The 20074-nt window shown below is 69.0% G+C and carries 17 protein-coding genes; 13 read left to right on the forward strand and 4 right to left on the reverse strand.

Annotated features, from left to right (window positions below; translation table 11 throughout):
- The first annotated feature begins 6 nt into the window (after positions 1-6).
- The gene (locus AW273_RS08485) at positions 7-1086 is read left to right on the forward strand and encodes an inositol-3-phosphate synthase (RefSeq protein WP_062346935.1); all 1080 of its coding nucleotides are present in this window, start codon (positions 7-9) and stop codon (positions 1084-1086) included.
- 45 nt (positions 1087-1131) lie between these two features.
- Here AW273_RS08485 and idi read toward each other — a convergent pair whose 3' ends face one another.
- Positions 1132-1719 (reverse strand): isopentenyl-diphosphate Delta-isomerase, encoded by a 588-nt coding sequence (idi, locus tag AW273_RS08490; protein WP_062346937.1) that lies wholly within the window; start codon positions 1717-1719, stop codon positions 1132-1134.
- A 91-nt stretch (positions 1720-1810) separates the two neighbouring features.
- Here idi and AW273_RS08495 point away from each other — a divergent pair, with 91 nt between their 5' ends.
- Entirely contained in the window at positions 1811-3112 is a 1302-nt protein-coding gene (locus AW273_RS08495; RefSeq protein ID WP_062346939.1) for an MFS transporter, read from the forward strand.
- Here the strand turns inward: AW273_RS08495 and AW273_RS08500 are convergent.
- Positions 3102-4319 carry an adenosylmethionine--8-amino-7-oxononanoate transaminase gene (locus AW273_RS08500; RefSeq protein ID WP_232327199.1) on the reverse strand — a complete coding sequence of 406 codons (1218 nt, stop codon included), beginning with the start codon at positions 4317-4319 and terminating at the stop codon, positions 3102-3104. The genes AW273_RS08495 and AW273_RS08500 overlap by 11 nt on opposite strands.
- Positions 4316-5731, reverse strand: a complete 1416-nt coding sequence (locus AW273_RS08505; protein WP_062346943.1) for a CCA tRNA nucleotidyltransferase — start codon at positions 5729-5731, stop codon at positions 4316-4318. Before AW273_RS08505 ends, AW273_RS08500 begins: the two co-directional genes overlap by 4 nt.
- Before the next feature lie 114 nt (positions 5732-5845).
- Between AW273_RS08505 and AW273_RS08510 the strand changes: the two genes are divergently transcribed.
- From AW273_RS08510 to trxA, 8 genes are all read left to right on the forward strand, one after another.
- Positions 5846-6349 carry a YbaK/EbsC family protein gene (locus AW273_RS08510; RefSeq protein ID WP_062346945.1) on the forward strand — a complete coding sequence of 168 codons (504 nt, stop codon included), beginning with the start codon at positions 5846-5848 and terminating at the stop codon, positions 6347-6349.
- Between the two features lie 37 nt (positions 6350-6386).
- Positions 6387-8450, forward strand: coding sequence for a DUF6049 family protein (locus tag AW273_RS08515; RefSeq protein ID WP_157555645.1), 2064 nt, complete (start codon positions 6387-6389; stop codon positions 8448-8450).
- A 41-nt stretch (positions 8451-8491) separates the two neighbouring features.
- A complete protein-coding gene (gene murJ, locus AW273_RS08520; protein WP_062346949.1) occupies positions 8492-10105 on the forward strand; it encodes a murein biosynthesis integral membrane protein MurJ in 1614 nt (537 codons plus the stop codon).
- A 175-nt stretch (positions 10106-10280) separates the two neighbouring features.
- Positions 10281-11765, forward strand: coding sequence for a protein kinase family protein (locus AW273_RS08525; protein ID WP_063909888.1), 1485 nt, complete (start codon positions 10281-10283; stop codon positions 11763-11765).
- Between the two features lie 126 nt (positions 11766-11891).
- Positions 11892-12536 (forward strand): RNA polymerase sigma factor SigM, encoded by a 645-nt coding sequence (sigM, locus tag AW273_RS08530; protein WP_030452617.1) that lies wholly within the window; start codon positions 11892-11894, stop codon positions 12534-12536.
- Complete coding sequence (locus AW273_RS08535; RefSeq protein WP_062346953.1) at positions 12526-13377, forward strand: RsmA family anti-sigma factor; 852 nt, start codon at positions 12526-12528, stop codon at positions 13375-13377. The genes sigM and AW273_RS08535 overlap by 11 nt, the downstream gene beginning before the upstream one ends.
- Positions 13378-13493: 116 nt before the next feature.
- Positions 13494-14423, forward strand: a complete 930-nt coding sequence (trxB, locus tag AW273_RS08540; protein ID WP_062346955.1) for a thioredoxin-disulfide reductase — start codon at positions 13494-13496, stop codon at positions 14421-14423.
- A 27-nt stretch (positions 14424-14450) separates the two neighbouring features.
- A complete protein-coding gene (trxA, locus tag AW273_RS08545) occupies positions 14451-14774 on the forward strand; it encodes a thioredoxin (protein ID WP_062346957.1) in 324 nt (107 codons plus the stop codon).
- 61 nt (positions 14775-14835) lie between these two features.
- Here trxA and AW273_RS08550 read toward each other — a convergent pair whose 3' ends face one another.
- Positions 14836-15387 (reverse strand): GNAT family N-acetyltransferase, encoded by a 552-nt coding sequence (locus AW273_RS08550; protein ID WP_232327200.1) that lies wholly within the window; start codon positions 15385-15387, stop codon positions 14836-14838.
- 232 nt (positions 15388-15619) lie between these two features.
- On the opposite strand from AW273_RS08550, the gene AW273_RS08555 reads away from it, so the two are divergent.
- From AW273_RS08555 to AW273_RS08565, 3 genes are all read left to right on the forward strand, one after another.
- Entirely contained in the window at positions 15620-16963 is a 1344-nt protein-coding gene (locus AW273_RS08555; RefSeq protein ID WP_083949609.1) for an aminotransferase-like domain-containing protein, read from the forward strand.
- A gap of 59 nt (positions 16964-17022) precedes the next feature.
- Positions 17023-17973 carry a D-alanine--D-alanine ligase family protein gene (locus AW273_RS08560; RefSeq protein WP_062346962.1) on the forward strand — a complete coding sequence of 317 codons (951 nt, stop codon included), beginning with the start codon at positions 17023-17025 and terminating at the stop codon, positions 17971-17973.
- 406 nt (positions 17974-18379) lie between these two features.
- On the forward strand, positions 18380-19411 hold the full coding sequence (locus AW273_RS08565) for a threonine aldolase family protein (RefSeq protein WP_232327203.1): 1032 nt from the start codon (positions 18380-18382) through the stop codon (positions 19409-19411).
- Positions 19412-20074 lie beyond the last annotated feature (663 nt).

Consider the following 20074-nt stretch of genomic DNA (forward strand, 5'->3'; position numbering starts at 1 on the left):
AGTGCGATGGGTTCGGTGCGCGTAGCCATCGTAGGTGTGGGGAACTGCGCCGCCTCACTGGTGCAGGGCGTCCACTACTACAAGGACGCCGACCCGGCCATCCGTGTGCCGGGCCTCATGCACGTCCAGTTCGGCGACTACCACGTCGGAGACGTCGAGTTCGTGGCGGCGTTCGACGTCGACGCGAAGAAGGTCGGTCGTGACCTCTCCGAGGCGATCGTCGCCTCCGAGAACAACACCATCAAGATCTGCGACGTGCCGCCGCTCGGCGTGACCGTCCAGCGCGGGCACACCTTCGACGGTCTCGGGGAGTACTACCGCGAGATCATCCAGGAGTCCGACGACCAGCCGGTCGACGTGGTCCAGGTGCTCAAGGACGCCCGCGTCGACGTGCTCGTCTCCTACCTGCCGGTGGGCTCGGAAGAGGCCGACCGCTTCTACGCCCAGTGCGCCATCGACGCCAAGGTGGCGTTCGTCAACGCGCTGCCCGTCTTCATCGCCTCCGACCCCGAGTGGGCCGAGAAGTTCACCGAGGCCGGCGTCCCGATCGTCGGCGACGACATCAAGTCGCAGGTCGGCGCCACCATCACCCACCGCGTGATGGCCAAGCTGTTCGAAGACCGCGGGGTCGAGCTGCTGCGCACCTACCAGCTCAACTTCGGCGGGAACATGGACTTCATGAACATGCTGGAGCGCAAGCGCCTCCAGTCGAAGAAGATCTCCAAGACCCAGTCGGTGACCTCGCAGATCCCGCACGAGATGGCCAAGGCCGACGTGCACATCGGCCCGTCCGACCACGTGCCGTGGCTCGACGACCGCAAGTGGGCCTACGTCCGCCTTGAGGGCCGCTCGTTCGGCGACACCCCGCTCAACCTCGAATACAAGCTTGAGGTGTGGGACTCGCCCAACTCCGCCGGCGTCATCATCGACGCGGTCCGGGCCGCCAAGATCGCCCTCGACCGGGGCATCGGCGGGCCGATCCTGTCGGCGTCCTCCTACTTCATGAAGTCGCCGCCGGAGCAGTACTCCGACGACGACGCCCGCGACGCGGTGGAGAAGTTCATCCGCGGCGAGGTCGAGCGCTAGACCACAGCCGAGGGCCCCGGGACTTCCCCGGGGCCCTCGGCTTTTCTACAGGTCGCGTACGGCCGGCGGAAGCTCCCCCGGGTCGGCGACGGGCCACGTGAGGGGGTCGGGCCCGAGGGCGACCAACTGAGGGAGCTGCTCGGTGGCCCACGGCGAGATCTCCAGCTCGCCCGCCAGCACGCGGTCGGAGAACTCCTTCCACGGCATCCACAGGACGCTGCCGACCTCGTCGGGGTTGGCCGTCGGCTCCTCGCCCACCAGGGCGCGGTAGACCGGGCACAGTTCGTGCTCGACCGTGCCGTCGGGCATGACCGCGCGGTAGGAGAAGCGGGGCAGCAGCAGGTCGACCGAGGAAACGGTCAGCGAAAGCTCGTGGGACAGCCGGCGAATCACGGCCGACGGGAGACCCTCACCGGGCAGCGGGTGACCACAACAACTGTTGGTCAGCACCCCCGGCCAGGTGATCTTGTGGTCGGCGCGGCGGGTGAGCAGCACGTTGCCCGACGCGTCGAAGACGTAGCTGGAGAAGGCCATGTGCAGGGGGGTGTCCGTGCCGTGGACCGTGGACTTGGGGGCGGTGCCCACCGCGTTGCCCGCAGGGTCGACAAGCACGACGTGTTCATCGTTCGTCACGCAATGAGACTACGGTCTCTTCCGTTCCGGTTCTGCCCTATCCGGGATCACCCTGATGTCCCAGGCTCGGCCCGAGCGTAGGCTGACGGGCGTGTCCTACGTCTCAGATCTTCGTGTCGTTCTGCGAGGCAGGGACTTCCGACGGCTCTTCGGCACCCGCCTGGTCTCACAGTTCTCCGACGGGATCTTCCAGCTCGCGGTCGCCGGATACGCCTTCTTCAGTCCTGAGAAGCAGACGTCGGTCGCCGATGTCGCGGCCGCGTTCGCGGTCCTTCTGCTGCCCTACTCGATCGTCGGCCCCTTCGCCGGGGTGTTCATCGACCGATGGTCGCGGCGGCAGATCCTGGTCATCGGTCCCCTGGTCAGAGCCGCCCTTCTGCTCCTGTCCGCGATCGTCGTCGTGGTGCAGGCCCCCGACTGGATCTTCTATGCCACGGCCTTCGGGGTGCTGGGCGTCAACCGGTTCTTCCTCGCGGCGCTGGGGGCCTCCCTGCCCCACGTCGTGCCCAAAGACACGCTCATGATCGCGAACGCGGTCACGCCGACCTCCGGGACCGTCGTGACGTTCGTGGGCGCGGGTGTCGGCTTCGGGCTCCGGTGGCTCTTCGGGCCCGAACACCTCGGCACGGCCGGGATCCTGGTCATCTCCGGCGCGATCTTCGCCTCCAGCGCGCTGATCGCCATGAAGATGAGCAGGCGACTGCTCGGGCCGTCGTTCGACCCCGACCGGCCCCAGGCCCGCGACGCCGTGCGCCACGTCGTCAGCGGGCTGGTCGACGGCGTCCGCTACATCGCGCATCGGCGCGGCCCCGCTGCGGCCCTCGGGAGCATGGCCGCCCACCGGGTCCTCTACGGCATGTCGCTCGGCATGGTGCTGATGCTCTACCGCTACTACTTCACCACCGACGCCGAGGTGGGGCTCATGGCGCTCAGCGGCGTGGTGGCCACCTCGGGGCTGGGCTACTTCGCGGCGGCGTTCCTGACGCCGTGGGCGACCCAGCGTTTCCGGATCGAGACGTGGATCCCGATCAGCCTGGCCGTGTGCGGCGTGCTGGAGTTCCTGCTGTGCGTGCCGTTCCAGCAGTGGGGCTTCCTGGTCACCGGGTTCGTCACCGGCGTGCTCGGGCAGAGCGGCAAGATCTGCACCGACGTCGTCGTCCAGCGCGGCATCGCCGACGCCTACCGGGGGCGGGTCTTCTCGATCTACGACCTGCTGTTCAACGGCATGATGGTGGCCGGTGTGTCGATCTCGGCGCTGCTGCTGCCGCCCGACGGCCGGTCGCTCTTCGTGCTGACGCTGATCACCGTGCTCTATCTGGTGGCGGCGGGCGCCTACCGGCTGGCCGTGCTGCCCCTCGTCCGGCAGGTGGAGCCGGTCGCCGTCAAGCCGTAGCCGCCGCGACCATCGCCCTCGCGATCGTGGCGACCTCGGCCCCGGTGCAGGCGTAGGGCGGCATCGCGTAGACGAGCTTTCCGAAGGGGCGCAACCAGACACCGTGGTCGAGCGCGGTGTCCTGCGCCTTCTTCATGTCGACCGGCTCGTGACACTCGATGACGCCGATGGCGCCGAGGACGCGTACATCGGCCACCGAGGCCTGCGCCGGAGCCAGGCCCTTGCGCAGCGTCTCCTCGATGAGGCCGACCTCCTCGCGCCAGGGTCGCTCGGCCAGCAGGTCGAGCGAGGCGCCGGCCGCGGCTGCGGCCAGCGGGTTGCCCATGTACGTCGGCCCGTGCATCAGCAGCCCGATGCGCTCGGCGATCTCGGGGGTGGTCAGGGTGGCGGCCATGGTGAGGTAGCCGCCGGTCATCGCCTTGCCCAGGGTGACGATGTCGGCCCTGATCCCGGCATGGTCGCAGCCGAACAGCGTGCCCGAGCGGCCGAAGCCGGTGGCGATCTCGTCGGCGATCAGCAGCAGCCCGTGGCGGTCGCAGATCTCCCGGAACGCCCGCAGGTAGGCCGGGTTGTAGAACCGCATCCCCCCGGCGCCCTGGACGACCGGCTCCAGGATCATCGCGCCGACCGCCGGGTCGCCCGCCAGGCGGTCGACCTCCGCGACGTAGGCCGGGTCGACCGGGGCGTCGTAGCCCAGCGGCGGCACCGGCGCGAAGACCTGCTCGGCCACCGCGCCGGAGAAGACGTGGTGCATCCCGTTGACCGGGTCGCAGACCGACATGCAGCCGAACGTGTCGCCGTGGTAGCCGCCCCGGACCGTCAGCAGCCGCCGCTTCCCGGTCGCCTGGACGGCCATCTTGATCGCGACCTCGACCGCGACGCTGCCCGAGTCGGCCAGGAAGACCTTCTCGTAGCCGGTCATCGCGGCCAGCCGCTCGGCCAGCAGGATCGCCGGTTCGTGGGTGAGCCCGCCGAACATCACGTGGGCCATCCGGCCGAGCTGGGCGGTGATCGCGGCGTCGATCGCCGGCACCCGGTAACCGTGGATGGCCGCCCACCACGACGACATGCCGTCGATGACCTCGCGGCCGTCGGCGAGGGTGAGGCGGACCCCTTCGGCGCTCTCCACCACGTGGGTGGGCACGGCGGGCGGCACGGTCGCGTAGGGGTGCCAGACGTGCCTGCTGTCGAGCTCGGCGAGGTTCACTGCCCGGCCGCCCACTCCAGCAGGCGGGCGCGGGCGACGTCCTTGCCGAGCATGCCCTCGTCCATCCGCAGGTCGAGCAGGAACTTGTAGGCCCTGCCGATCATCGGGCCGGGCGGGAGGCCGAGGATCTCCTGGATCTCGTTGCCGTCGAGCTCGGGCCGGATCTTGGCGAGCTCCTCCTCTTCGGCCAGCTTCGCGATGCGCTCTTCGAGCTGGTCGTAGGTGCGGGCCAGGGCGGCGGCCTTGCGCTTGTTGCGGGTGGTGCAGTCGGCCCTGGTCAGCTTGTGGAGCCGGTCGAGCAGGTGGTCGGCGTCGCGCACGTAACGGCGGACCGCGCTGTCGGTCCACTCGCCGGTGCCGTAGCCGTGGAAGCGCAGGTGCAGCTCGACCAGGCGGGCGACGTCGGAGGTCACCTCTTTGGGGAACCGCAACGCGGTCAGGCGACGCTTGGTCATCTGGGCGCCGACGACCTCGTGGTGGTGGAAGGAGACCCGGTTGCCCGGCTCGTTCCTGCGGGTCTTCGGCTTGCCGATGTCGTGGAGCAGCGCGGCCCAGCGCAGCACCCGGTCGGGGCCGCCGACCTCCTGGGCGATGGCCTGGTCGAGCACGATCAGCGTGTGCTCGTAGACGTCCTTGTGACGGTGGTGCTCGTCGATCTCCAGCCGCAGCTTGGGCAACTCGGGCAGCACGTGGTCGGCCAGGCCGGTCTCGACCAGGATGGTCAGGCCCTCGCGCGGGTGGGCGCCGCAGATCAGCTTGTCGAGCTCGGCCTGGATGCGCTCGGCCGAGACGATCTCGATGCGGCCCGACATCTCGGTCATCGCCCTGATCGCGTCGGGGTCGACGGTGAACCCGAGCTGCGAGGCGAACCGGGCCGCGCGCAGCATGCGCAGCGGGTCGTCGTCGAACGACTGCTCGGGCGTGCCGGGCGTGCGCAGCACCTTGCGGGCCAGGTCGCCCAGGCCGCCGTAGGGGTCGACGAACTCCCGGCTCGGCAGCCGGACCGCCATCGCGTTGACCGCGAAGTCACGCCGGGCCAGATCGGCTTCGAGCGTGTCGCCGTAGGCGACCTCGGGCTTGCGCGACTTGGGGTCGTACGACTCGCTGCGGTAGGTCGTGATCTCAAGCTGCCAGTCGCCCTTGCGCACACCGACCGTGCCGAAGTCGATGCCGATCGTCCAGATCGCGTCGCCCCAATCGCGCACGATCTCCAGAACGCGTTCGGGACGGGCGTCGGTGGTGAAATCGAGGTCGGCCCCCGACCGGCCGAGCAGCACGTCGCGCACCGGCCCGCCCACGAGGGCCAGCTCGTGGCCGTGTTTGGCGAACAGGTCGCCCAGTTCGTGAGCGATGGGTTCGATCCGGCGGAGCAGGTCGGCCAGAGCGTTCTCTATCGGGTTTGTAGGGGACAAGCTGGGTAGGTCCTTCGGTTACGGAACAGGTGCCACTGGGCTAATACACCTATGGCGATCAGCAGGCTACGTTCAGTGCAGATCTGTCGGGGGCCGCGAAAAGGAGCAGACCACATGCAGGACGCCCTCGCGATCCATCGCTGGCTCCTCGCCCGTCAAATCCACCATGAAATCGTACGGCTTCCGCGCGTCCTGACTTCCGCCGACGAGCTGCCGGAGATGCTCGGAGTCCCGCCGGAGACCTGCGTGACCGTCACCGTGTTCGAGGTGACCACCCGCGGCTGCCGCGAACCCGTCGCGGTCATCAGCTCGGTGGCCCGCAAACCGAGGCCGAGCGTGATCGCCGCCGCGTTAGGCGCCGACCGGGTCAGGCCCGCCTCGTCCTACACGGTCAACGCGGTCACCGACTACGCGGCCGGGCTGGTGTGCCCGCTGCTGCTGCCCGAGAAGCTCACCCTGCTGATCGACCGGCGGCTGGTCGACGCCACCGATCCCGACGTGTTCGTGCACACCGCGACGGGCGAACGCATGACAGCGCTGCGACTACGCGCTGTGCATCTCTTCCCCCTGGCCTCGGGAAAGCCCGTGGAGCTCGCCGGTCACGGCCTGGCAAGCTGACATCGGCCATATGGCCGGGGCCTATAGCATTCAGGGCGTGCGTCGCCTCGGTCCCGTCTTGTTCGCCTTTCTGCTCGCCGGTGCGGGCCTGGCGATCCCGGCGGCCCCCACAGCAGCGGCGGCCACCGCGCGTGCGGCCGACCCGGTCACGCTGAGTGAGTTCAGCCCCGAGTCCCCCACCCGGCCCGACCAGACGATCACCATCGCCGGCGCCGTCACCGGCGTCCCGCAGAGCTTCGTCCGCGTCCAGATCCGATACGCCGCCGGACGCCCCTTCACCTCCCGCACCGACATCGCCGCCTACGTCACCGGCCAGACGATCTTCACCAACTCGTGGCGGACGAAGGTGCAGGCGACCCAGCTCGACGGCTCGGGCAAGTTGCCGTTCACGCTCTCGTTGTCACCGGCCGAGCTCAGCATCACCCGGCCGGGCGTCTACCCGCTGGAGGTGGAGGCCGTCGACGGCGCCACCGGCCAGGTCGTCGGCGTGGAGCGCACCTTCCTCACGTACGTCCCCAAGGGCACCGCCGTGAAGCCGACCCGGCTGGCGCTGGCCCTCCCGCTGACCGCGCAGCCGAAGCGGGCCGACGACCAGACGTTCCTCGACGACGACCTGTTCGGCGACGGCCGCCTCAACAACCTGCTCGCGCTGGCCACCGCGACCGACGAGACCGCCACCTGGTTCGTCGACGGCTCCGTGCTCGACGACGCCCAGCGGGTGTCGCGGCCCTACTTCCTGCCCGACGCCTCCACCAAGGCGGGCCTGGCCCAGGGCGCCGAGTGGGTGACCTCGCTGCGGTCGGCGCTGGCCGACAACCCCGTCATGGCGATGCCCTACGCCGACGCCGACCTCGGCGCGATCGTCCACAACGGCCTCGACACGACCACCCCCACGGCGCTCCTGGTCGGCTCGTTCGCCACCAACCAACTGCTCAAGGTCGGGTCGGCGACCACGTCGACGATCTGGCCGGTCGGCGGGGTGATCGACCGCGACACCCTCGACGCGCTGGCCGTCAACGGCGTCGACACGGTGCTGCTGGCCCAGGCCGCGGTGCCGCCCGAGGCGACCGCGGCGCGGGCCGGGTCGGCCGGGGTGGTCGACACGGTGAGCGGGCCGGTGATCGTGCAGACCGCCGATCCGGTGCTCAGCGGGCTGCTCGGCACCGACGGCCGGGCGGCCGGGGCGACCGTGGCGGCCCGGCAGCGCTACATCGCCGAGACCGCCATGAACGGGCTCACGGAGGGCCGGGCCGCGCCGCTGATCGCGATGCCCTCGAACCACCTGTGGAACCCCGATCCGACGTTCATGAGCGCTCTGCTCAAGCCGTTGCCGTGGGTGCGCGACGTGCCGCTGGCCTCGATCAGGCCGGCCAAGAACGCCTCGGTGGGCGACCTGGTCTATCCGGCGCAGGCGCGGCAGGCCGAGTTGGCCAAGTCGTACATGAGCGGGGTCCGCCGGCTGGCCCGGACCGCCGAGGTCGCGATGGCGCTGCCGACGAGCGGGCAGCGCACCTACGACCGGGCGGTGCTGCGGCTGACCTCGTCGTCGTGGCGGGGCGGCAAGAAGGCGCCCACGTTCGCCAAGCAGCTCAACACGGCGATCGCCAAGCAGATGGACCGGGTGTTCATCGTCGGCGCCGACGACCCGTTCGCGGTGGCCGGCACCAACGGCCGCATCCTGGTCACGGTGCGCAACACGCTCCGCGAGAACGTGAAGTTCAATCTCGAGGTCAAGTCGCGCGATCCCGACCAGCTCCAGGTCGACGCGGCCGGAGGGGTGTTCACCCAGGAGCAGGCCGAGGTCCAGGCCGGGAAGGCCGGCACCTACGAGATCCCCGTCGTGGTGCCCGCCGACCACGGCAAAGCCGCCTTCGACGTGCAACTGCTGACCGCCGACGGCCGGAAGTACGGCAAGCCGACCGAGATCGTCATCTCCGCCACCGGCTACACCGGCATCGCCCTGGTGATCGTCGGCGTGGCGGTGACCATCATGCTGGCCGCCGTCGTCCTGCGGCTCCTGCGCCGTCATCAGCGCAAGGATCCGGTGTTCCCGCCGCCCGTGCCGATGCCCAGGGAGCAGGAGGAGCCCCAGGAGGCGTAGCCTCGTCTCGCTGTAGGCCGGGTGGATCAAGGAGCTGATCGATGAGCCGGATGCTGCGCGCGAGCGCGATCATGGCGGCGGGCACGCTGGTGTCCCGTGTGACCGGTTTCCTCCGGACCGCCATCCTGGCGTCGGCCATCGGCACGGCGATCCTCGGCGACGCTTACAACGTCGCCTACACGATCCCCTTCGTGCTGCTCGACCTCCTGATCACCGGCGTGCTGAGCAGCGTGGTGGTGCCGGCGATCGTGCGGCGGCAGAAGATCGACGCCGACGGGGGAGCCGCCTACGAGCAGCGACTGCTGACCGTCGCCGCCCTCGGCCTCACCGCCGTCGCGATCATCGCCGTCGTGCTGGCCCGGCCCCTCGTGCTCCTGTACGCCGACAAGCTGCCCCCCGAGGGCGTCACGGCGGCCGTCACGATGGCCCAGTTCATCCTCCCCCAGATCGCCTTCTTCGGCGTGGGGGCCGTGGCCGGGGCCATCCTCAACGCCCGCGACCGGTTCGCCGCCCCGATGTGGGCGCCGGTGCTGAACAACCTCGTGGTCATCGGCGTCGCGGCGGCCTACCTGCTGAGCGACGGCCCTTCGGACATCGGCCAGGTCACCCACGCGGATCTGGTGCTGCTCGGCCTCGGCACCACGGCCGGCATCGTGGCCCAGGCGTTCGTGCTGGTCGTCTCGCTGCTGCGGGCCGGAGTGAAGTTCCGGCCGAGGTTCGACCTGCGCAACGCGGGCCTGGGGGAGATGGCCCGGCTCGGCGCGGGCGCGCTGGCCTTCACGGTGATCAACCAGATCGGGTTCGTGGTCACCACCAACCTGGCCGTCGGGGCCGGCGCCGCCGCCGCGGAGGAGGGCGTGCACGGCCGGGGCCTCACGCCCTACTCCTACGCCTTCCAGCTCTTCCAGTTGCCGTACGGGATCATCGCGGTCTCGGTGATCACGGCGCTGCTCCCCCGGCTGAGCCGTTTCGTGCACGACGAGGACTTCGCCTCGGCCCGCGAGGAGTTCGCGGGCGGGGTGCGCACCGTCAGCGCCCTGATCGTGCCGGCCGGGCTGCTGCTGATGGTGCTCGGCCCCTCGGTGACGGTGCTGATCTTCGGCCGGGGGGCGGTCTCGGTCGAGCAGGCGATCTACATCGGCAACGTGCTCCAGGTGTTCGGCCTCGCGCTGGTGCCGTTCTCGGTCTTCCAGTTGCTGCTGCGGGTTTTCTACAGTTTCGGCGACACCCGCACTCCGGCCGTGATCGCCGGGGCGAACGTCCTGGTCAACGCCGCGATCGGTCTTACTTTGTACTTCACTGCCCCACCCGAGCTGGTTGTCATGGGTTTGGCGGGTTCGTTCACCGTGACATACGTTCTGGCGTGCGTCCTCACGTGGGTGCTGGCGTCGCGGCGGGTCGGCGGACTCGGCGGGCGGGCCGTCGCCTCGGGCTTGATGCGCATGTACCTCGCGGCGATCCCGGCCGCCCTCGTGGCGCTGGCGGTGTTGTGGGCGAGCGTGCGGATCACCGAGGTGACCGTGCTCAGCTCGCTGGTCGTGCTCGTCGTCGGCGGCGGTCTCGCGCTCGGCGTCTACCTCGCGATCGCGCACCGGCTGGGCATCCAGGAGGTGCGGTCCATCATTGGAATGGTGACGAGACGGGTAGGACGCTAACGGTTTCCGTGCCAACGGGGCTTAAGGTCCGGTTGATGCGACTCCGAAGGGGAAGGCGGGCAAGACCGGCGCGGCACTAGCATGGTGCGCCACAGAGGCAGGTCGAGCGGAAGCGAGCAGGTGTGGGCGGATCCACCCGGAGTCGGCTGCCGTTCTTGGGAGCGGCGGCGTGAGTATGTCCACTGTCGAACCCGGAACCCGTCTCGCTGATCGATTCCGGCTGGAAGACCGGGTGAACGAGTCGTCCGGGGCCACCTTCTGGAAGGCCATCGACGAGGTGCTGGCGCGGCCGGTGGCCGTGCACACCTTCGCTCCCGACTTCGAGCGCCAGCACGAGGTGGTCACCGCCGCGCGGGCCGCCTCCCGGCTCACCGACCCCCGCCTCACCCAGGTCTTCGACGCCGCCGACGAAGACGGCGTCGCCTACGTCGTCAGCGAGTGGGTCTCCGGCGAGTCGCTGCTCGACCTGCTGTCGGCCGGCCCGCTTGAGGCCGAGCGAGGCGCCGCCCTGGTCGCCGAGGCCGCCGAGGCCATCGCCCACGCCCACGAACACGGCCTGGCCCACCTGAACCTCACCCCCAACCGGCTGATGTGGACCTCCGGCAACACCGTGAAGGTCCTCGGGGTCGGCGTCGACGCCGCGATCCTCGACACCGCCGAGGGGCTGACCGAGGAGGAACGGGCCCAGGCCGACGCCGAAGGCCTCGGCCGTCTGCTGTACGCCGCCCTCACCGGCCACTGGCCCTCGCCCGACGACGACTGCGGCCTGCCCGAGGCCCCGGTCGACGACGACCACTACTGCACCCCGCGCCAGGTCACCGCGGGCGTGCCCGGCTACCTCGACACGATCACCTCGCGCATCCTCGGGCTGCGGAGGTCGGTCGAGCCGATGGACTCCCCGATGGAGGTCGCCGAGGCCCTGGCCGAGGTGCCCCGCCCGGCCCCCGCCTCCGTCTCGACCCTGCCCCCGGCCGTCGAGCTGCGCTCCGAGCCGGTCGACACGCTCGGCGGCCGGATGCCGATGCCGCCGATGATCCACCGCCCGGCGCCGCGCCGCTCCCCCATGTTGTCGCGGTTCCTGCTGACCGTGGTGGTGCTGCTGGCCATGGTCGTGGTCGGCGTCGGCGCCTGGACGCTCGGCAAGAGCCTGGGCACCGAGCCCACCGTCCCCAGCGCCGCCCCCAGCGCCACGGCAGAACAGGGACAGGCCGCCGGCAAGCCCGTCGAGGTCAAGATCGCCGGAGCGACCGGCTTCGACCCGCTCGGCGACGGCGAGGAGCGCAACGAGCTGGCCGCCCTGGCCATCGACGGCTCGGCGACCACCGACTGGCACTCCGAGACCTACGGCGGCCCCGACTTCGGCCGTCTGAAAGAGGGCGTCGGCCTGCTGCTCGACCTGGGCAAGGAGACCCGGCTGACCCAGGCGGTGATCGACTTCGGCGCCTCCGGCGGGACGGTCGAACTGCGTACCGGCGCCTCTCCCGCGCCCGAAAGCCTGAAGACCTTCCTCACCCGCGAGAACGTCAGCGGCAAGGTCACCTTCGACCTGAACGGCTCGTCGGCCACCCGCTACCTGCTCGTCTGGTTCACCGAACTGCCGCCGCACAACAACGGCTACCGGACCATGATCCGCGACGTCAAGCTGATGGCGGTCAAGTGACGACGCCCACGTCGTGAACCTGCTATAGAAGCAGGCCGGTTTGATCTGGTTTACGCACTTTGCCGTTCGCAGAGGGAAGTATGGTGGCACCATCGTGCACGTGAACCCCTCGGGATCGGCAGACCAGTGACCTCGCCGCCAGACATTCCTCCACCGGCCGACCTCTCCGGTCGGCCGGCGCTGAGTGACGCCGATTTGCTGACCCGTCACATCGAGGGCGACACCACGGCGTTCAGCGAGATCGTCAAGCGCCACCGCGACCGCATGTGGGCCGTCGCCCTCCGGACGCTCGGCGACCCCGACGAAGCCGCCGACGCGGTCCAGGACGCCTTCGTGTCCGCCTACCGCAAAGCCGAGAGCTTCCGGGGCGACGCCGCCGTCACCACGTGGCTGCACCGCATCGTGGTGAACGCCTGTCTTGACCGTATGCGCCGGAAATCGGTCCGCCCGGTCGCCGACGACGAGCTCATCGAGGCCGCCGAACGCGACATGCCGCTGCCCGACCAGACCGCCGAGCGCGAGGTGTCTCTCGAGGTCACGGCCGCGCTCAAGCTGCTGCCTGCCGACCAGCGGGCCGCCCTGGTGCTCGTCGACATGATGGGCTACTCGGTCGAGGACGCCGCCGCCGTACTGGACGTTCCGGCCGGAACGGTGAAGAGTCGATGTGCGCGGGGGCGCGCGAAACTTGCCCCGATTCTTTCGCATCTGCGGAACCGATCCGACCTCACTCGCGTCTCATCCCCGAAGGGAGCACAACTTCGTGACGGGTGACACGCACTACGACCTGGAGATCCTGGCCGAGCTCGCCGAGGGCCTCCTCGACGACGCGACGGCCCTGGAGGTCCGGTCGCATCTCGCGATCTGTGACGCCTGCGGGGAAAGCCTCGCCGGTCTGGCCGCCGTTCGCGAACTCCTCTCCGCGGTCCCGATGACCGCGATGCCGCTGGGCGTCGCGATGCGGATCGACCGGGCCCTTGAGGCCGAGGCGGAGCGGGGTGGCCTCCGCCTCGTCGAGACGCCTGACTGGGACGAGATCATGAAGGACTCGCCCTGGGAGCAGCCCGCCGAACCCGCGCCGGTGGTTCCGGTCGCGCCGGTGGTGCCGTTGGCCGCCCCCAGGAAGAAGGCCCGCGGCCGCCTCTGGGCGATGCCCGTGGCCGCCGCCGCCGCTGCCGCCGTGGTGTTCGGCGGAGTCGGCCTCGCCACGCAGCTCGTGGCGTCCGGATCGGGTGACGGCGGGGCCGTCGCGCCCGTGGCCGGGCCCGCCGCCTCGCCCGAGAAGTCGCCGCTGAAGACGGCCGAGTCCGCCTGGGCCGTCCGGGCCAGCGGTCACAACTACACCTCGCGCGAGCTGAACGGCCCGCTGCTCGGCTACTTCGGTCCCGAGCCCGGCACCGGCAGCAACAGCGACGAGCAGACCGACAAGTGCGTGGCCCGCAAGGCCAACGAGCTCGACCGCCAGCCGATAGCGGTCGATCGGGCCTTCTACAACGGCCAGGACGCCACCATCATGGCCTTCTGGGAAGACAAGACGATCAACGCGGTCCGCGTGGTCGTGGTCGGTCCCAACTGCCACAACCTGCGTCCCGAGGGTCTCGCGACCTGGAACTGAGTTTCGACCGATCAAGGCCCCGTGGAATACCGCGGGGCCTTCGTCATGTGTGGCGGGAATCGCCGACGCCTAGGATCTGTTGACGCCCGTGCAGAGTTGAAATGAGAGGCAGAGCGTTGAGCGACGTCCGTAACGTGATCATCATCGGGTCGGGCCCGGCCGGCTACACGGCGGCCGTCTATTCCGCCCGCGCCGATCTACGTCCACTCGTCTTCGAGGGCTCGGTGACCGCCGGCGGCGCCCTCATGAACACCACCGACGTGGAGAACTTCCCCGGGTTCCCCGACGGCATCATGGGCCCCGACCTCATGGACAACCTGCGTAAGCAGGCCGAGCGGTTCGGCGCCGAACTGGTCGCCGACGACGTCGTCGAGGTCGACCTGAACGCCAACCCCAAGGTCGTCAAGACCTACACCGACACCTACTACGCCAAGGCCGTCATCCTGGCCACCGGCTCCGGCTACCGCGAGCTCGGCCTGGTCAACGAGAAGCGGCTGTCCGGCAAGGGCGTGTCCTGGTGTGCCACCTGTGACGGCTTCTTCTTCCGCGACCAGGACATCGTGGTCGTCGGCGGCGGCGACACCGCCATGGAGGAGGCCACCTTCCTGACCCGGTTCGCCCGGTCGGTCACCGTGGTCCACCGCCGCGACGAGCTGCGCGCCAGCAAGATCATGCAGGAGCGGGCGTTCAACAACGAGAAGATCCGCTTCCTCTGGGACAGCGAGGTCGTCGACGTCCTGGGCGAGGCCAAGGTCTCCGGCGTGCGGGTCCGCAACGTCAAGACGGGCGAGGAGTCGACCGTCGACGCGACCGGCCTGTTCCTGGCGATCGGCCACGACCCGCGCAGCACGATCGTGGCGGGCCAGATCGACCTCGACGACGAGGGCTACATCAAGGTCGAGTCGCCCACCACCAAGACCAACATCCCCGGCGTGTTCGCCTGTGGCGACGTCGTCGACCACACCTACCGCCAGGCCATCACCGCAGCGGGCACCGGCTGCGCCGCGTCGCTCGACGCGGAGCGCTGGCTCACCGACCAGGAATAGTTCCCACCCAACACAAGGAGAGCCATCGTGGGCACCGTCAAGAACGTCACCACCCAGGACTTCGCGTCCGAGGTCCTGCAGAGCGACAAGCCCGTGATCGTCGACTTCTGGGCCGAGTGGTGCGGGCCGTGCCGCCAGGTCGCGCCGATCCTTCAGGAGATCGCGAACGAGCACGCCGACAAGCTGACCGTCGTGAAGCTCAACATCGACGAGAACCCCGACATCGCGCGTGACTACGGCATCCTGCAGATCCCGACGATGAACGTCTACAAGGGCGGCGAGGTCGTCAAGCAGATCATCGGCGCCAAGCCGAAGGCCATGCTGCTCCGCGAACTCGACGGCGTCATCTAGTTTCAGAAGCCCTCCCTTCGGGGAGGGCTTTCTATTTGGCCTGTACGGCCCTGAGAGGCCTCTAGACGGGCCGGAGCGCCCTTTCCGGGCTCATGGAGCCGAGGAGCCGTTCGAGGGCCACCTCGACGTCCTCGCGCCACGAGACGGCCGTCTTGAGTTCCAGCCGGAGCCGGGGGAAGCGCAGATGCGGCCGGACGGTCTTGAAGCCCACCGACAGCAGATAGTCGGCCGGCATCACACAAGCCCCCGGCTGCTCCCATTTCAGGTCGCCGAAGGCCTCGATGGCGCGTACACCCCTACGGGTGAGATCTTTCGCCACGCCCTGCACGAGCATGCGCCCGAGCCCGCCGCCGGAGAACTCCGGAATGATGTGGGCCGTCATCAGCAGCACCGCGTCGGCACTCACCGGCGACGTCGGAAAGGCCACCGATCTCGGCACGTAGAGCGGCGGCGCGTACAGGACGAACCCCGCGGCCACCCCGTCGACATATGCGATCTTGCCGCAGGAGCCCCATTCGAGCAGCGTGGCGGAGACCCAGGCCTCCTTCTCCAGGCTCGGCTCCCCGGCCTGCGCGGCCCGCTCGCCCCCCATGGGGTCAAGCTCCCAGAACACGCAATTACGACACCTGCGCGGCAGGTCATCAAGATTGTCGAGCGTGATGCTGGCCAGCCGACGCGACACGTGACGCCCCTATTCCCGGCATTGGTCCCGGCAGTTTTGCTGGAATAGTAGCCGGTGCTCCCGGTCCGAACGGGAATTCGGCGCGCAGCACGCGCCGCTTCTCTCATGCTGATACCGATTGCGGTCCGTTCACCCGGCTGCCTTACCCTCTGAATTAACGCCTATGAAACGGAGGTGGACCGTGACGAATGAGACGGATCACGGTCGGACACCCGCGACCCACGGGTCACGCATCGATGCCTACGTCGATCGGTACGCCGCACGAGCTACCGGGATGGTCGCCTCCGAGATCCGAGCTCTGTTCGCCGTCGCCTCGCGCCCCGAAGTGGTCTCGCTGGCCGGCGGCATGCCCTACGTCACGGCGCTCCCCCTCGACGTGGTCGGCGAACTGGTCGCCGACCTGGTCAACCGCCGCGGTCCCGAAGCCCTGCAATACGGCTCGGGCCAGGGTGACCCCGCACTGCGCGAGCAGATCTGCGAGGTCATGCGCATGGAGGGCATCGACGCGGGCGCCGACGACGTCGTCGTCACGGTGGGCTCGCAGCAGGCACTCGATCTGATCACCCGCATCTTCGTCGACCCCGGCGACATCGTCCTCGCCGAAGGTCCGTCCTACGTGGGCGCCCTGGGCACCTTCTCGGCCTACCAGGCCAAGGTCGTCCACATCGCCATGGACGACCAGGGCCTCGTGCCCGAGTCCCTGGCCCAGACGATCTACGCGCTCCAGGCCTCCGGCCAGCGCATCAAGTTCCTCTACACGATCCCGACCTTCCAGAACCCGGCCGGCGTCACCCTGAACCTGGTCCGCCGCCGGCAGGTCCTGGAGATCTGCCAGAAGGCCGGCATCCTGGTGGTCGAAGACAACCCCTACGGCCTGCTGGGCTTCGACGGCGAGCCGCTGCGCGCCCTGCGCGCCGACGACCCCGACGGGGTGGTCTACCTGGGTTCGTTCTCCAAGACCCTGGCCCCGGGCTTCCGCGTCGGCTGGGCCCTGGCGCCCCACGCCATCCGGCAGAAGCTCGTGCTGGCCATGGAGTCGGCGGTCCTGTCCCACTCGACGTTCACCCAGTTGGCCGTCGGCCAATACCTGGCGACGCAGCCGTGGCGGGAGCAGATCAAGACTTTCCGCGAGCTCTACCGCGAACGCCGCGACGCCCTCCTCGGCGCACTTGAGACGCTGATGCCCAAGGGCTGCACCTGGACCAAACCCGCGGGCGGGTTCTTCGTGTGGATGACCCTCCCCGAGGGCCTCAACTCGAAGGCCATGCTTCCCCAGGCCGTGGACAAACGTGTCGCCTTCGTCCCCGGCACGGGCTTCTACGCCGACGGCTCGGGATCCCGGCACATGCGCCTGTCCTACTGCTACCCGCAGCCCGACCGCATCCGCGAAGGCGTCCGGCGTCTCGCCGGGGTCATCGAAGAAGAACTCCGCACGATGGAGATGTTCGGCACCCGCTCCAGGGGCGGTCACACCGGGGTGGACACACCCGGTCCAGACCTCGCCTGATCCTCTGTACGGCTAGCCTGTTCGGGCTAGCCGTACAGGAATCGGAGAAAGGCCGGGCTATGAGCGATCTCGGGCACGTGCTCGTACTGGCAGGAGGACTGTCCTACGAGCGGGAGGTCTCCATCCGGTCCGGACGACGGGTGGCCGAAGTCCTGCGTGCCCAAGGGGTCGACGTGGAGACGCGCGACACCGACTCCTCCCTGGTTCCCTCCGTGCTCGCCGACCGGCCCACGGCCGTGTTCGTGACCCTGCACGGCGGGGCCGGGGAAGACGGGGCGATCAGAACCGTCCTGGAGCTTCTAGGCGTGCCCTACGTGGGCGCGGCTCCCGACGCCTGCCGGGTGGCCTTCGACAAGCCGACGGCGAAGGCCGTGGTGCGGTCGTGGGGCTTGAACACTCCTGACTCCGTTTCACTCCCCAAGGAGACCTTTCACGACCTGGGGGCTTCCGCGGTGCTTGCACGGATCGTCGACTCTCTGGGGTTGCCGCTCTTCGTGAAACCCTCTCGCGGGGGGTCGGCGTTGGGGGCCTCCATCGTGCGGTCGGCCGAGGAGCTGCCGGCGGCGATGGTGGGGTGTTTCGCCTACGGGGACACGGCGCTGATCGAGACGTACATCGAGGGCGTCGAGGTCGCCGTGTCCGTGGTGGACCTGGGGGAGGGACCCGTCGCGTTGCCTCCCGTGGAGATCGTGCCTGACGGCGGGGTTTACGACTACGCGGCTCGGTACACGGCCGGGCGGACTGAATTCTTCGCGCCTGCCCGGCTCGGGGATGAGGCGATGGCGGCGTGTGAGGCCATGGCGGTGGCGGCGCATTCGGCGCTGGGGTTGCGGGATGTGTCGCGGACGGACCTGATCGTTGATGGCGACGGGAAGCCGTGGTTCCTTGAGGTGAACGTGGCTCCTGGGATGACGGAGACTTCGCTGTTGCCTATGGCGGCTGAGGCGGCTGGGAAGGACCTGGGGGCGCTCTGCCGGGGGTTGCTGGAGATTGCGGCTCGCCGGGGGTGATCCGAGGTTTCCGGCGGGTGCTGTTCGGCGGTCCGGCGCATTCCTCTTAGGCGCGAGGGGGTTCCTGGTGTATCTCTGGGATCGCGGCCGGGCCGACGTGAGGTAGTGGTCGACAGTCATTCGATTCGGGCGGCGTCCGGTCGGCCTGCTCTCTTGCCGGGGTCTCTTTGCCCGGGTCTCTTTGCCCGGGGTCTCCTTGCCGTGGTCTCCTTGCCGATGCCGCCTTGCCGGGCTGCCACGGCGAACGCCCACGCCGAGCACTGTGATCGCCAACTCGGGGGTCTCTTAACCGGCTGGCTTCGATCGCGTCGGCCTGTCCTCCGGCGTTGATTCGCTTTGGGCTTGTAGGCGCTGTCAGGCCTGACCTGGGGGTCAGCGTGGGAGGACGCTGACCTAGGCTTGGCGGGTGGTTCATGCGAAAAGTTTTGGTAGTGACAATCACGCGGGTGTTCATCCCGAGGTGATGGCAGCGGTTGTGGCGGCCAACGACGGTGACACGCTCCCCTATGGCAGCGATCCCTGGACGGCCGACATGGAGAGCGCCGTCAGGGAGGTCTTCGGGGAGCAGGCGCAGGGTTACGCCATGTTCAACGGGACCGGTGCCAACGTGGTGGGGCTGGGGTTGATGCTGCGGCCGTACGACGGGGTGATCTGCCCGGCCAGCGCGCACATCAACGGCAACGAGGCCGGCGCGGCCGAGAGGATTCTCGGGACGAAGCTGCTCACCGTGGCGACGGACGACGGGAAGCTTTGCCCATCCGACGTGCTCGGTCAGCTCGGCGCGATGGGCAACGAACACCTGTCGCAGCCCCGGGTGGTGTCCATTTCTCAGGTGACCGAGTGCGGGACGGTCTACACGCCTGAGGAGATCGCGGCGCTGGCGGAGGTCGTCCATGAGAACGGTCTCTTCCTCCACATGGACGGAGCCAGGCTCGCCAACGCGGCCGCCGAACTCGGCTGCGGCCTGGCGGACATCACGACCGCCGTCGGCGTGGACGTCCTCAGCTACGGCGCGACCAAGAACGGCGCCCTGGGGGCCGAGGCGTTGATCGTGTTGCGGCCGGAGCTGGCGCCTGGGGCGCTATTCCTTCGCAAGCAGGGCATGCAGCTTGCTTCAAAGATGCGGTACGTCTCTCCTCAGATCACCGCCCTGCTGCGTGGCGACCTGTGGCTGCGGAACGCCTCACACGCCAACGCGATGGCACATCGGCTGGCTGACGGGGTGGCTTCGGTGGTGAAGTTCCGGTACGAGGTTCAGTCGAACGCGGTGTTCCCCGTGCTGCCAGAGAAGGCGATCGCGTACCTGATGGAGAGGTTCACCTTCGGGCACTGGGATCGGGCTGGGGGAGTCGTGCGGTGGGTGACCGCCTTCGACACGACCGAGGATGATGTCGATGCGCTGATCGCGGCTACGCATGAGGCGCTTAGTTTCACGTGAAACATCGCGGTGGGGCCGGCTTGGAGTTCGGGCTGGCCCCATCTTGATGCTCGCCATGGTCGCTGCACCGACTGTTCTGCGCGGCCTGCGAGCATCCTTGTCCTTAGGGACGGACAAGGCAACGTGCCGCACACGGCTGAAGCGCCGGTCGACGGTCGTGCATGCGTTCTCCTCTTGGGCAGGCGCCCTAGGTGCAGACAGTGCGAGGCATTGGCGACTTAGTCAGGTTCGACTTTCAGAGCGGCTTTGGCGTTTTGGCGGTAGATGCCGATGGGCTCTTGGGCGTGAGGGCCAGATTCTCTGTGCCGATGTTCTTCTAGGTCGGCATCATCCCCGAGTGCGGCTGCCCGAGGTCTATTGAGTCAGGCGCCTATCCCGTCGCGATGTTTCACGTGAAACCGCGGACTGGCAGCGGCGCATCTGCGATGTCGCCGAGGGCAGCACAAGGCAGGTGCAGATTTACATCACTCCGCGGGCGTGGCCGAGTTCCTTCTCCATGTGTCACACGCCTGTCAACGACGGCTGAATGTGGGGATCTGGCCCACATCTCGTGATCGTTACGCCCCCCTTGAGCAGGGCCGCGTTCTGTGATCACGGCACGGGTGCGATCATCCCGGGTTGGACGTGCTTCTTCCGCACCTCGCCGGGAACCCGATGGAAGCC

Origin of the sequence: Herbidospora yilanensis (genome assembly GCF_001570565.1) — a bacterium.
Lineage (GTDB): Bacteria > Actinomycetota > Actinomycetes > Streptosporangiales > Streptosporangiaceae > Herbidospora > Herbidospora yilanensis.